This window comes from Sporomusa sp., assembly GCF_035561155.1.
GTDB lineage: Bacteria > Bacillota > Negativicutes > Sporomusales > Sporomusaceae > Sporomusa.
Map to the genome: position 1 here is coordinate 1 of NZ_DATMYD010000155.1, position 13,733 is coordinate 13,733.

The window sequence follows — 13,733 nt, forward strand, 5'->3', positions numbered from 1 at the left end:
TGATAAGGTAGAAGACAAGTTATAAAGGTTTCCTAAATGGTAAAAGACGACCCTCACCCCAAAATTGGGAACAAGGGTCGTCTTCTGTTTCGTACTTTTTAAGCTTTGCTCCGTCAAAACCACAAGTTCTTCAGTGGCCTCACAAAATGTGGGCTGTTTTCTCATTGAGTCAATATTTCACAGGTTGTTCTAACATAGTGTCCCGCCGGTCACTTTGATATCTTGCTTATTCGCCAGGGCCGCGTCAATTGCCAGCTCTAGTCCGCGCACAATAGTTTCAAGAGCCATACTGGGCTGTCCGGCAAGACGTACCGCCTGTTCCGGCAGATAAGGAATATGGATGAATCCGCCGCGCCGTTTGTTGCCTTCCCGGGCCAGTGCGTGCATTAGTCCATAGAATAAGTGATTACACACAAAAGTGCCTGCTGTATTGGAAACACGAGCAGGAATACCACCTGCACGCATGTGTCCGACCATGGCTTTAATGGGTAACGTCGACCAGTAAGCATCCGGCCCGCCAATGACAATCGGCTCGTCAATTGGTTGGTTGCCCTCATTGTCCTTGATCCGGAAGTCGTCGATATTGATTGCTACCCTTTCAACAGCTATATCTACGTAACCAAGAGACTGGCCGACAACCAACACTAGCTCGGGATCTAGTTCTTCGACATAATTTATAATCGAGGTGATACTTGATCCTTTAACAACAGGCAAAGAACGGGTGATGATTTCAAAGCCGTCAATTTGCCGGCCGTTTAACAGTTTAATTGCTTCAAGCGCAGGGTTGACAGGTTCACCACCAAACGGCTCAAAACCTGCGACTAATATTTTTTTTATCGTGTTCACAACCCCCTCCATCATGTTCCGTTTATCATGTGATCAGATACACTGGATAGTTCCCCTGCCATTGATGCCAAACCCTGGCTAGCTTTGGCCATCTCGTGAATAGATGTTTCCTGGGTTTGAACCGTTTTGTCGATAGTAACCACTTTATCATTCATCATAACGATCGAATCTTGAATCTTAGCCAAAGAATCGTTAATATTTTTTACTGATTCAGCGCTTACAGCTGCCAGCTTCCTGATCTCAGCGGCAACAACACCAAACCCCCGGCCAGCATCGCCTACACGGGCAGATTCGATAGCGGCATTAAGTCCCAGAAGGTTTGTCTGACTGGACACATTTCTTATGAAAGAAACAATCTCATCGGTTTGCCTGATGGTATAGGCCAACTCACCGCTCAGCTTCCCCAGTTCACTACAAATAGTCGACAGTTCCTGAGAACCGGCAGCAACTTCCTCCATACTAGCCGTAAATTCTTCCGCCGAAGCCGCAAGATCGCCAGCGATATTGCGGACTTTTTCCTGATTGACCACAGCCTGGGTTGTAATAACGCAGCCAATTGTATTATTTTCGTCTTGTACCGGATGAGCACAAGCAATGTAGGGAATACCGAAGGCTGACTGCTCCTTGGTAATCAGCCGGATAACCCGGGCACCTGTTCTGATGCACTGCTCACTGACTTGCCCCTTCATCGGCTCTCCTGCCTTGAGCCCTAAGTCAAACGCCTTTCCCGGTACATAGGCAGTATATACTCCATCCTTTATTACCGATATACCTACATCTTCAACAAAGATTTCGTTAAGATAAGGAGCCACTTCGGTAAACAATCTTACTATTTCCTCTCCTGAATGCCGTTGCATACCATTTCATCCTCATCTACTCTATTTTTTGTGAACATCAAAAATATCTGTATGGATTTCCAAAAAGCCGGTATTAAAACTTCCACTTAAAAACACTTCATGTTCTAACAGCTTTTGGTGAAACGGAATTGTCGTATGGACCCCCTCAATGATAAACTCGGCTAAGGCCCTTTTCATCCGCTCGATGGCCTCCTGCCTGGTTCTGCCCCACACAATAATTTTGGCGACCATCGAATCATAGAAGGGAGAAATCGCATAACCGGGATAGGCAGCACTGTCAATGCGTACACCAAACCCGCCTGGCGGCAGATAACTCTTAATAACGCCCGGTGACGGCATGAAATTCTTGACCGGATTCTCGGCATTAATCCGGCATTCAAGCGCCCAGCCATTAATCTTCACATCTTCTTGAGCGATCGAGAGCAGAGAACCAGCAGCCACAGCAATTTGTTCTTTGATTAAATCCAGGCCGGTCACCAGTTCGGTGACCGGATGTTCCACCTGAATACGGGTATTCATTTCCATAAAATAAAATCGGCCATACTTATCCAGTAGAAATTCCACAGTGCCGGCGCCATGATACTTGACAGCTTGGGCGGCCAATACGGCAGCCTGCCCCATTTGCTGCCTAAGCTCGGGATTGAGCGCCGGTGAGGGTGCTTCTTCAACAAGCTTTTGATGACGGCGTTGAATGGAGCAATCCCGTTCACCTAGATGGATTACATGGCCGTGTTGATCAGCCATAACCTGGATTTCAACATGCCGGGGCTCTTCCAAAAACTTTTCCAAATAGACATTTGCGTTGCCAAATGCCAGCTCGGCTTCTTTTTGCGCCTGACGAATGGCCTTCCTTAATTCGGATTCATTTGGAGCCACCCGCATGCCTTTGCCGCCACCGCCGGCTGTTGCTTTGACAATAACCGGGTACCCAATAGCAGCAGCCACATTGACGGCCATGTCAACATCCTCAATAATCCCCTCGGTACCAGGGACTACCGGCACACCGGCCTGCTTCATGGTCTCTCTGGCAACTGCTTTGTCGCCCATGGCCCTGATTGCATCAGCAGCAGGACCAATAAAAACAAGACCGCTTGCCGTACAGATGTCAGCAAAGTCTGCATTTTCAGCTAGGAAGCCATACCCGGGATGAATCGCGTCAGCCTGGGCAGCCGCAGCCACGCTTATCAGAGCGGCTATGTTTAGATAACTGCCTTTAGCCTCTGCAGGCCCAATGCAATACGCTTCATCAGCCAGTTTGACATGCAGGGCCTCCCGATCGGCTGCTGAATAGACAGCAACCGTGGCAATCCCCATTTCGCGGCAGGCCCGGATAATTCTTACGGCAATTTCTCCACGATTGGCAATAAGTACTTTTTTAAACATGATAACTCCCCATTAAAATACCAAGAAGTACATTAAGAATATATTGACTGTCAGCAAGATGAGAGCTGTCGGCACCTGGGCTTTGATAACACCGTTTTTATCAGGTAAATCCAGCAGCGCTGCAGGCACAATGTTGAAATTAGCTGCCATGGGTGTCATCAGCGTACCGCAGTAGCCGGAAAGCATCCCGATCGATGCCAGTATAGCTGCGTCCCCACCGTGCATTTTAACAATAAGCGGCAGGCCAATACCGGCTGTCATGACTGGGAAAGCAGCAAAAGCATTACCCATAACCATGGTAAACAGGGCCATACCTACGCCATAGGCAAGGACAACCATAAACTTATTATCAACAGGAATGGCTGAGCTAACCAGATTAGATACAACCTGCCCTACACCGGCAGCTGCAAACAGGGCTCCCAGCGTGGCCAGCATCTGCGGTAATACAGCCGCCCAGCCGATAGCATCAAATAAACGACGGGATTCTTTCACCGGCTGCAAGCCTTTATCCTTAGTCAGGCTCATGGCTGCCAGCAAGGCAAGCACACACGCAACCCCTAAACTGACCAGTGTAAGATTAGCCTTATCCAGCAATTGCAGGCCACCGATCTTGAATTCTTTCAACCCGAGTGTACCAATCATGGTAATCAGGGGAATCAATAGCGCCGGTACAAGTAGCCAATTACCCAGCTTTTTGGCCTGAGCAGTGCGCTGCTCTACGGTTGCTTCATCATGTTTCCCCATACGCACACCGCCAAAACCAGCAATAACAGCCATAGCAATAACTAGAACCCCCATATACATGGGACTAATGATATTGCCAAATAAGAAAACGATGGAGTATAGCCCCCAGAAGGTCCCGGTCAGCATTCGTTTGGGATTATTTTTATCAAGGAAAGAGAGCAGTGCAACAATCGCAAGCAGCGCTCCAAGTACATAATAGACATGATTAAGACTAATTAGCATGGTTGTTCAGCTCCTTTACATGTTGACTGCCAGTTGTACCTTGCTGCACTTCCCGCTGAATAGCACGGTCAAGCAGGAACAGGCGCGTACCATGAATGATAAAAGCGGCAATAGCAGTGGGAATACCCCACATGGCAATTTGCAAAGGCTCAAGAAAGATACCGTTCTGCTCGTAGAAACCTTTCATCAGTAAAACAGCGCCAAAGGCAATAAAAATATCTTCGCCAAAAAAGAGGCCCACATTATCAACAGAAGCCGAGAATGCCTTAATCTTATTGCGGGTGTCTTCAGGCAACGGTCCGAATTTGTTCTCAGCCGCCGCCTCAGCCATGGGAGCAATCAACGGTCGAACCAATTGGGCATGGCCACCTAGTGCAGTAAGGCCGACAGCAGCAGCAGCCTCGCGAATGAATAGATATAGAATCAGGAGACGCCCGGTAGTTGCGGCCTGAATTTTGCCGATTAAAGTCAACGCTTGTTCCTTTAATCCATTACGTTCTAAGAGACCGATAACCGGTAATGTAAGCAAAAATAGCGGAAGATAGCGGTTTTTTACAAAAGCCTCGCCAAAGATAGTAAGAATTTTTTCTACAGATAAGCCCCCTGCCAAGCCTGTGACAATACCTGCGACAACGACAACTAACAGCGGGTTAAATCTAAGAGCAAACCCGATAATAACTACAACAATACCTAGAAGAGTCATATTTTTTCGCTCCTTTTCATTAATTTAGTTTAGGGATGAATGGAGTAGTTAGTCGTGCATCTCCTCCCTTACTACAAATAGTGGCTGACCATATTCAACAAACTCGCCGTCTTTGGCTAGCACTTCAATGATTTCCCCCTTGATACCGGCCTCTATTTCATTAAATAATTTCATGGCCTCAAGCACACAGACAATCGTGTCTGCATTGACTTTTTGCCCCACTTTGACAAAAGGCTGAGCGTCCGGTTCGGGAGCGGCGTAAAAGGTCCCTATCATGGGCGCCACAATCTTATGGCATTTTACCTCACTCTCAACGCTTGCAGACTCAGTCTGCCGGACTTTGACAGGCAGAGCGGCTGCTGGGGTTTGACCAGGCTGTTCTAACGCCGGTTTTCCTGATAATACACCACCGTCTTTTACGATAACCAGCCGGGTTGACCCCTGCTCCAATTCAAATCTGTTAATAGCAGACTGGTTTACCGCTTTAATAATCTCCAGTATTTCATCAATCTTGAGCATACCTTCACTCCTTATCACGATCTCAGTTTCAGGCCGATGGCCGTCCGCAGGCTGTCAATTGCTTTTTCTCTTTCCCGATAAAGCCTGGCGGCCTCGTTAACAGTGATTTCTTCAAACCTGATTTTTCCTCCCGGCTTTATCTGGGCAACCTTGGCAACATCCACCAGAGCTACCTGACCCATCTTGGGATAACCGCCTGTTGTCTGACGGTCGGCCAGCAAGACAATCGGATTGCCGTCAGGCGGCACCTGAATAGTTCCTAAGGCTACCGCTTCAGATACCATCTCCAAAGGTTCTGCGAGCAAAAGAGCTGAACCTGATAACCGGTATCCCATTCTGTCTGACTGTGGTGTAACCTGAAAGACACTATCCCAAAACTTAGCTTTACTCTCATCGGTAAACTGTTCAAACTGCCCACCGCGCATAACCCGTACCGCAACCGGATCAGAATCCAACCCAAGGTGCACTTTGCCAGCATACCAGGGCGTAGCGATCACTGGGCTGCAGGCCGCCTGTTTGGTCAGCTGCCAGATAAACCAGAGAGAGTCTGTCTGCGGTGAGTTAATCTCCAGCACGTCATCTGCCTGCATCGCCCGTCCTTTAAAACCGCCGATACCTGCTCGCTGATAGGTGCTTTTGCTGCCCATTACGCTGCTAATGTTATAGCCGCCCGCCACTGCCAGATAAGCGCGGCAGCCTGACTTAGAGTGGCCAAACTTAAGTATACTGCCTTTCTGAATATACACCGGCCGCCATAAAGGAACCGGTTTGCCTGCTATTGTGGGCGACAAATCTCCGCCGGTTATTGCCACCAGCATATCTCTTTCAAACCTGAGGACAGGACCCATCAGCGTAATCTCCAGCCCTGCCTCCCCCTCGGCATTGCCGACTAACAGATTGGCTACCCTCAGCGAGTAGGCATCCATCGCCCCGCTAACAATGACCCCGTATTTCTGATAGCCGTATCTCCCCAAATCCTGAACGGTAGTGAGCAGACCGGGGCGAAGAACTGTTATGCTCATTGTCCTGCCCCCTTTAGTTCCCGGTATTCTTTCGGGCAAATTGGCCGGAATTGGATGCTATCGCCTGACCGGAGCAGGGTCGGCGGGTTGTCATTGGGGCAAAACAGTTCTAGTGGTGTACAACCAATAAGCTGCCAACCGCCCGGCGTTGTGATCGGATACACCCCTGTCTGCATGCCAGCGATGCCAACAGTTCCTGCCGGGATGGCCGGGCGCGGCGACTGGCGGCGCGGAGCGGCAATGCGTTCTGACATTCCTCCCAGATAAGGAAACCCAGGAGCAAAGCCCAGCATGTAGACAAGATATTGGCTTCCTGTATGAATCTCGATAACCTCATCAATTGTAAGGCCGTTATGCTGCGCCACAAACTCCAAATCGGGACCAAACTCTCCGCCATAACAGACAGGGATCTCCACAACTCTCGGCTCGCCCACTTCTCCCTGTTCCAGCTTGCTCACAATATCTTGCAAGTGTGCAGCAACCGTTTCACTATTGAGCCTGATAGGGTCATAAAAGACGGTAACACTAGCAAACGCTGCTACATATTCCACCATCCCGGGAAAGGGATATTGATCGAGATAGTGACTCACTGCTTTTACCTTCCGGTGCAGGTCCGGATGAATACCTTGCCCGAACTCTATCATAATGGCCGTTTCACCAAACGGCACCATGTTGGCAGCCGATTGACACTCAGCCATGGTTTGTTTCAAACTCATCACCCCGTTATCAAGACTAGTATGGGCCACTGGCGTCTATATGTACTTACCTGCAGACTGGACACAGATGCCAGAGCCTTCAAGAGTTTCCCTAATACGGCAGGCAAAGGCCAGTGCCGCGGAGCCATCGCCGTGAATACAGACAGTATCTGCCTGAATCGCAACCTCGGCACCCTGTTGTGAGGTTACTTTCCCCTCGCTGACCATACGGACAACCTGAGCAATCGCTTGTTCATGCCCGGTAATCAGGGCACCTGGCTGACTGCGCGGGGTCAGTGAGCCATCTGGCTGGTACGTTCGATCAGCAAATACCTCAGGGGCTGTTCTGAGACCGGTTTTTTCCCCGGCTCTGACCAGTTCACTGCCGGAGAGACCAAATAGAATTAATTCAGGATTGACTTTGTACACGGCTTCAGCAATGGCTTCAGCCAGGTCTCTTTTCTTGGCTGCCATATTATACAGAGCACCATGCGGCTTGACATGCTGCATTGTTCCACCTTGTGCTTTGATAAACCCGGACAGCGCACCAATCTGATAGACCACCATGTCATACGCTTCCTGCGGCGAAATGGCCATATCGCGGCGGCCAAAACCAATCAAATCAGGAAGTCCCGGATGGGCACCAATGGCGACATTATTTTTAAGGGCAAGGGTTACTGTTTTGTGCATTACCCCCGGATCGCCGGCATGAAAACCACAGGCGATATTGGCTGAGGTAACAAACTTCAGTATTTCTGCGTCAACCCCCATCGTGTAGGCGCCAAAACTTTCTCCCAAATCGCAATTCAAATCAACCCGGTACATGCTTTTCGCTCCTTTTTTATTAAATCTAATTCTAAACACAAAAAAGACGCATCAAACAAACATAGCTCTGTTTGAAGCGCCCTTGCTTCTTACAACGTTTTATTATTTACTTGTGTTTTATCATATCATTGTAAACATCATACGTAAAATTGAAAAATTAAATAGGGCAGTTCAATTTTCTTGAACTGCCCCCCTATTGCTGCCTGGCTATCGTATGAACTATTTGTTCCTCGTGCTGTAACGCTTCAATCGCCGCCTCTTCAGTAACAGAAGTAAACCGGATTTTATCACCTGTCCTTGCCTGCGACAGTCTGGGCAAATCTACCTGGATTACATAGGCAATTTTGGCAAACCCCCGGGTAGTCTGGTGATCGGCAGTAACAATAAAAGGCATACCGTTAGAGGGTATTTGAATGGCTCCGAGGCCCACGGCATCTGACACAATATCGGCTTCTTTCCCATGTGGTAGAATCTTTGGTCCCCTGAGCAGATAACCTGTCCGGTCTGATTGGCCAGTAACAATATAGGTACTGGTAAAAAACGTCTGGATTGCATTGCTGGTAAACATTTTGTCCTGTGGACCAAGAATAGCCCGTAAGTTAACCTCCGGGGTATATTGCATAATACATTGACTTGGCAACCGCCGCGGGCCAGCGGGGGCAGCACTGCTTTGACCAACATATAAGACATCCCCCTGACGTAAAGCCCGGCCCTCATAGCCCCCAATTTTTGCCCGCGTATACGTCGACCTACTGCCGAGTACCAGCGGCACTTCAATGCCCCCACGAACAGCCAGATAGGCACGACAGCCGTTTACCACAGCGTCAAACCGGAGTTCCCCCTGTTTGGGTACAAAGAAAGACGACCAGTTACTAATGGGCTTGCCACCCAGTTTGCCCTGCATATCAGCACCACAAACAGCAACTAACTGCTCCTCGTCAAATTTAAAAGATGCACCCGCGTCTGTCATCTCGATGACGGCAGCATTTTCTTGGTTACCTGCCAGGATATTAGCCATCCGGTAGGCATATCTGTCCATAGCTCCGGCAATGGGCATCCCGTACGCCTGATACCCCCACCGGCCGCCATCCTGAATTGTTGTAAAATCGCCCTGCTGAAGCGTAGTAATCATTCACCTTCACGTCCTTTGTTACAAGTGACTACCTCAAGTCTATAGACGCCTGCAGTAACGTCTCTGCGGATTGTAAAATAGTCATCAATCCCAATGTCTACAAATTGTACATAGTCGCCTGCAGCAACAAGAAAGGGATTACTGCGCTGCGGGTCAAACGCTTTGAGAGGGGTGCGCCCAATGAGCCACCATTCACCCGTACTCTCGATCGGATAAAAGCCGGTTTGATTACCGCCAATTCCTACAGAGCCAGCGGGGACTTTGTTGCGCGGGGTTTCCTGCCGTGGTACTACAAGCTTTTCCGGCAGCCCTCCCAGATAAGGAAAACCGGGAGTAAACCCTAGCATGTACACCAGGTATGGTTTAGCGGTATGGGCTGTTACCACTTCCCGGGCTGATAAACCGGTATACTTGGCCACAAAATCCAAGTCAGGCCCCAACACGCCACCATAACAGACAGGAATATAGACAACGCGGGATGGTAAACACCCTATCTCCTGAGGCTGGAGCTGACCAAGCAACTTCTGAATAAGCTCAGTTAAAGCCTCCCGACTAAGTAATAACGGGTCAAAATACACAGTGACTGACCGGTATGTTGGTACAACCTCCAGTATGCCGCACCGGTTGTTCTCCAGCAGCAGCCGGGTAAGCTGCAGGACAAGCGCGTTGATGTCCGGCGAAATAACTGCTCCCAACTCGATTACAAGTCCATATTCACCAGCCATCTGCAGCTTGATATCCTGTGGAAACACATTCATTCGACAGTCAACTCGCTTCACTTAAGCAATCTTTCTTGAACTAATTTAATAAAAGCCCGTATTGCATGAGAGTGCCATTTATCCTTGTGATAAACCAAGTAGGTACTAGTCTTAAGATCAGGCCCCTGCCACAACAAAGCAGTCAGCAGGCCGGCTTCAATCTCCGCTTTGACCGCAACAAGCGGCAGTATCGCTATCCCCAAATTACTGATGACAAATTGTTTAATGGTTTGAATTTGACCTATTTCTAACACGGTTCGTGCCTGAACATCGGCTTTAGTCAGTATCTCTTCCAATGCCATCCGGTAATTGCTGCCTGAATCGGTAAAAACAAAGGTCTGTCCTTGCAAATCTTTGACTCTTACCTTTTTCTGATTTGCAAGCCCGTGTTGAGGCGATGCCACCATAACAATTGGTTCAGGCCAGAGCAGTTGCCCCACCAAATCGGCATCCCGAATGTTCTTTTCCAGAAAAAAGGCCAGGTCCATCATGTTTTTCCGTAGTAGATGGCGAAAATCGCTGGCAATACCTAATTTTAGCTTTAGGCCTACATCAGGATATAGGGAGGCATACTCTTTCAATACATCGGTTAAATAATATACACACAATGATTCAGGCATGCCAATGACAATAGGCCCTCGCGGCACTTCAAAATTATCAAACTCATTTTTGGCATCATCTGCCAGCTTGGCAATTTGTTCCGCATAGTCATACAGTCTTTCGCCATCAGTTGTCAGCATGAGCTGATGCCCAAATCGTTCGAAAAGAGCGGTGTCCAGCTCTTTTTCCAAAAGTTGAATATGGGTAGTGACCGTCGATTGCGTGTAGCCCAAAAACTGAGCTGCCTGTGAGAAGTTGCCTAGTTTTACGATAGTGATAAAAGTCTTTAATTGTCGAATCTCCAAAAAGCCAGCCCCTCCCTGTAAACAGACGTTTACACACTGCATCAACCAATAAATACGCCATCAAGCAATCAGTTGCAATTGTCTTTCGATTTATTGTAACCCCTTTTTTCCGGCAGATGTTAATTATATAACTGCTCCGTCTAAAAAAAGAAAAGTACCCAAACCCTACTGTATAGTAAGTTATGGGTACTTTCTATGCATCTTAGACTATATCCTGCTAAAAGAATCTATTTTGTCCTCCCCACGGCACAGAATCGCCCACAGCCGAAGTTTTTGATATAAACAGTACTGCCATCCTCATCCTGCACAGCCATACACTCCCCTACCAGCTCTGGCACTGTAGCCTTTAGCATTTCTGCCATCCGGGTGATAAGCCCATGCCCCGGGCGCCAGCGGTTGGCCTCATAATGTTCGATAGCGGTAGCTGATACACCGATAGACTCTGCCAACTGTTCCTGGGTCATGCCGCAACGCTCGCGCAAAGTTCGAATTCTCTCGCCGATCATTTGATTCCCCTCTTTATCATACTAGTCAGAATTTTATTATGTTACTTGAGGCCCCTGCCTATGACAAAACAAATAGCCGGTACGAAACTACCAGGCATCAGAAAAAATCCCTTGCCTCATACCTTCGTACCGGCCTACCCAACACCAAGCTTATGCCCTGTGTCCTGTCCACCAGCACCTCTGGTTGTTATTTCTATCCGCTCTTTTTTTCCAGACATCTGAGTTTCTTTTCAAGGTTCTCAGCCATAATATATATTTCCACTCGTTCCCCGGTTTTTGTACTAATGTCGCTGTGGCTACTGACAACCTTACATTCAGTAAGCGTTGCAACCAAGTCCTCCGCCTCATCACTAAATGTTTCCCTAAGTATCTGGCGCATCTCTTTTACCACCTGCCGCCCCTTATCGGTCTTGGCCAGATGGGTTTCCTCTACTGTAAGTACTCCCTTAAACCGGATGAGCACCATATCTTCAATAATATAAGTTCGGCTCTCAACAGGCCCCCGTCCTACCAGACTGCGGTGGAGTTTTATAAATGCGTCACTAATGGCCGCTTCCAAAACGGCTTTTTTCTGCATACCGTACCTCCCGAAGTTCCGGAAATCCTGCGCTGGGTCATCGGGAAACAAAAAAAAGACCCATGACATGAAGGTCTTGCGACCCCTTGCTTTAGCCTACGAAGTTAGCTGACGGGTAGGATGGCAAGAGATAAAGACATCCCTTCTGCTAGGCAGAATTAACCCCAATGAATGGTTCCTCCGCTTCCGTATATGGAACTCGGCTTTTTGTTATTGATTTAACTATACTCCCAGATTTAATAAAAAGAAAGGGTCAATTAACGTAATGCAAGCCATACCAAGCCATTGGATAGGCAATAGCACACATTGCCTATCTATCTCTCAGGTTATCTCTATAATTCTTTCCTTTCCTAAGAATTTCCGAAGACATCCCACTAAGTCCCCGCCCGATCAGTCTCGTGATTATTGATCGTATCAACATCACCGCTATATTTATCAGTTACCAAAGGCTTAACTAGACTGCCAAAGTCCTCATTAAGCCATTTTACAAGTGATATAGCCAGTACTATCGTTAGGAAAAGCACAGGCACACCAGTTAATACCGACGATAACTGTACAACTTTCAAACCACCTACCAATAGCAAAGCTACGGTGGCAAATAATATCACAACCGCCCAAAAAATCCGTGACCACCTGGGAGGTTCCATTCCCTGACGAATTTCAATACAACTCATGCTCGCAATTGTATAGGCATTAGCATCTACACCAGTAGCCTGAGAAATTACCATGACTATAATAAAAAAAGGGGTAATTACCCAATTTAGTGGAAGTGTCTCAAGCATAGCTGATACTACGCCCGGGCCGCCAGAGACCTTTAACAAGGTTGCTAACCCAATTCCTTTATTTAACATCAAATCAACATTATAGCTGCCAAAAGTAAGGTAAAACAGGGCGCTGCCTGCTGGGGCGGAAAACACCATATTAAATATTAATTCCCTAATTGTACGTCCTCTTGATATTCGGGTAGCAAATAGCCCAACAAATATAGCCCAAGCACACCACCAGGCCCAGTAAAAAACAGTCCAATCTTGTGGAAAACCTGATTTCGTGATTGGATCAGTATATAAACTCATCCGTACAAAATTTTGCAGCAAAACTCCTACATTATCAAAAAAGTATGATAGCATCCAGGAAGTAGGACCGGAAAACAATACAAACGCAAGCAGGATGAATATTAGATACATATTCCAGTCTGATAACTTAGCAATTCCAGAGTACAACCCTTGATAGGTGCTATAGCCGTATACCACAAAAAACATCACAGCTACAAGGAGTTTAAGGCCAATTGTGTCCTGCATTCCAAAATAGTCAGCAGTGAGCCGCGATATCATGGGTATTATGAAACCTAACGAGGTAGCAACCCCTCCGACCATACTGATTACCACCACAACATCAATAAACTTCCCCGACCAACCTTGCGCCAATTTGCCCAAAACCTCACGGCAGGCGTAGCTTGGATATAGATAAGGCTTTTTTCTAACATACAAGATGTAGGAAAATGCCACTGCCGGGACGGCAAAGGTAGCCCATGCACTAAAACCCCAGTGAAATATCCCATATGCCAGCGCCCATTGGGCGGCCTGAGGCGAAAACTTTTCAGCCCAAAAAGGGGGATTTTGGAGATAGTAAATCGGTTCAATGCAGGCCCAATAAACAAGACCAGCCCCCGAACCTCCGCAAAACATCATAGCAATCCAAGTACTTGTGGTAAATTCAGGTTTGTCCTCAGTTCCGCCTAGTTTCACCCTGCCATAAGGCCCTAAAGCTAACCACATAACAAAAATAAATGAAGCGAACACGGTAGATTCCCATAGCCAGTCAGTGTGATACGTAATGGTATACATGGCGTTATCAATGAAACCTTGGGCCGACTGTTGAAACACAACTAAAGGACCGTAAAACAGCAGGCAGACAATAAAACCACCCCAAAATACCGGAGGGTCGATTTTGGCTATTCTCTCCCTGCATTGAGTCAATTCATCCACGTAATCCCCCCCCTCGCTTTACGTCATCTTGCCTCACATCAAACCCGCCTAACG

At 47.7% G+C, this 13,733-nt stretch carries 15 protein-coding genes and 1 riboswitch; all 15 genes read right to left on the reverse strand.

The features are described 5' to 3' along the window. Window positions 1-189 precede the first annotated feature (189 nt). Window positions 190-846: a pyroglutamyl-peptidase I gene (pcp, locus tag VN447_RS21165; protein ID WP_325528059.1), complete on the reverse strand. Its 657-nt coding sequence runs from the start codon at window positions 844-846 to the stop codon at window positions 190-192. 11 nt (window positions 847-857) lie between these two features. Next, the gene (locus VN447_RS21170) at window positions 858-1,703 is read right to left on the reverse strand and encodes a methyl-accepting chemotaxis protein (RefSeq protein WP_325528061.1); all 846 of its coding nucleotides are present in this window, start codon (window positions 1,701-1,703) and stop codon (window positions 858-860) included. Between the two features lie 21 nt (window positions 1,704-1,724). Next, entirely contained in the window at window positions 1,725-3,086 is a 1,362-nt protein-coding gene (gene accC / locus VN447_RS21175; protein WP_325528063.1) for an acetyl-CoA carboxylase biotin carboxylase subunit, read from the reverse strand. A 12-nt stretch (window positions 3,087-3,098) separates the two neighbouring features. Continuing rightward, on the reverse strand, window positions 3,099-4,052 hold the full coding sequence (locus VN447_RS21180; protein ID WP_325528065.1) for a DUF979 domain-containing protein: 954 nt from the start codon (window positions 4,050-4,052) through the stop codon (window positions 3,099-3,101). Beyond that, window positions 4,042-4,755, reverse strand: coding sequence for a DUF969 domain-containing protein (locus VN447_RS21185; RefSeq protein WP_325528067.1), 714 nt, complete (start codon window positions 4,753-4,755; stop codon window positions 4,042-4,044). Before VN447_RS21185 ends, VN447_RS21180 begins: the two co-directional genes overlap by 11 nt. A gap of 48 nt (window positions 4,756-4,803) precedes the next feature. Next, window positions 4,804-5,274 carry an acetyl-CoA carboxylase biotin carboxyl carrier protein gene (accB, locus tag VN447_RS21190; protein WP_325528069.1) on the reverse strand — a complete coding sequence of 157 codons (471 nt, stop codon included), beginning with the start codon at window positions 5,272-5,274 and terminating at the stop codon, window positions 4,804-4,806. 14 nt (window positions 5,275-5,288) lie between these two features. Next, window positions 5,289-6,296, reverse strand: a complete 1,008-nt coding sequence (locus VN447_RS21195; RefSeq protein ID WP_325528071.1) for a biotin-dependent carboxyltransferase family protein — start codon at window positions 6,294-6,296, stop codon at window positions 5,289-5,291. Further along, entirely contained in the window at window positions 6,293-6,994 is a 702-nt protein-coding gene (gene pxpB / locus VN447_RS21200; protein WP_414714934.1) for a 5-oxoprolinase subunit PxpB, read from the reverse strand. The genes VN447_RS21195 and pxpB (VN447_RS21200) overlap by 4 nt, the downstream gene beginning before the upstream one ends. A gap of 54 nt (window positions 6,995-7,048) precedes the next feature. Further along, window positions 7,049-7,816 (reverse strand): 5-oxoprolinase subunit PxpA, encoded by a 768-nt coding sequence (locus tag VN447_RS21205; protein WP_325528075.1) that lies wholly within the window; start codon window positions 7,814-7,816, stop codon window positions 7,049-7,051. Window positions 7,817-8,009: 193 nt separating this feature from the next. Beyond that, complete coding sequence (locus VN447_RS21210; protein ID WP_325528077.1) at window positions 8,010-8,948, reverse strand: biotin-dependent carboxyltransferase family protein; 939 nt, start codon at window positions 8,946-8,948, stop codon at window positions 8,010-8,012. After that, window positions 8,945-9,706 (reverse strand): 5-oxoprolinase subunit PxpB, encoded by a 762-nt coding sequence (gene pxpB, locus VN447_RS21215; RefSeq protein ID WP_325528079.1) that lies wholly within the window; start codon window positions 9,704-9,706, stop codon window positions 8,945-8,947. The genes VN447_RS21210 and pxpB (VN447_RS21215) overlap by 4 nt, the downstream gene beginning before the upstream one ends. Before the next feature lie 17 nt (window positions 9,707-9,723). Further along, the gene (locus VN447_RS21220; protein ID WP_325528081.1) at window positions 9,724-10,611 is read right to left on the reverse strand and encodes a LysR family transcriptional regulator; all 888 of its coding nucleotides are present in this window, start codon (window positions 10,609-10,611) and stop codon (window positions 9,724-9,726) included. A gap of 227 nt (window positions 10,612-10,838) precedes the next feature. Continuing rightward, a complete protein-coding gene (locus VN447_RS21225) occupies window positions 10,839-11,117 on the reverse strand; it encodes a helix-turn-helix transcriptional regulator (RefSeq protein ID WP_325528084.1) in 279 nt (92 codons plus the stop codon). A 193-nt stretch (window positions 11,118-11,310) separates the two neighbouring features. After that, window positions 11,311-11,694: a DUF2294 domain-containing protein gene (locus VN447_RS21230; RefSeq protein WP_325528086.1), complete on the reverse strand. Its 384-nt coding sequence runs from the start codon at window positions 11,692-11,694 to the stop codon at window positions 11,311-11,313. A 78-nt stretch (window positions 11,695-11,772) separates the two neighbouring features. Then, a riboswitch (cyclic di-AMP (ydaO/yuaA leader) is annotated at window positions 11,773-11,909 on the reverse strand. Between the two features lie 159 nt (window positions 11,910-12,068). After that, window positions 12,069-13,679, reverse strand: coding sequence for a BCCT family transporter (locus VN447_RS21235; protein WP_325528088.1), 1,611 nt, complete (start codon window positions 13,677-13,679; stop codon window positions 12,069-12,071). Window positions 13,680-13,733: the final 54 nt, after the last annotated feature.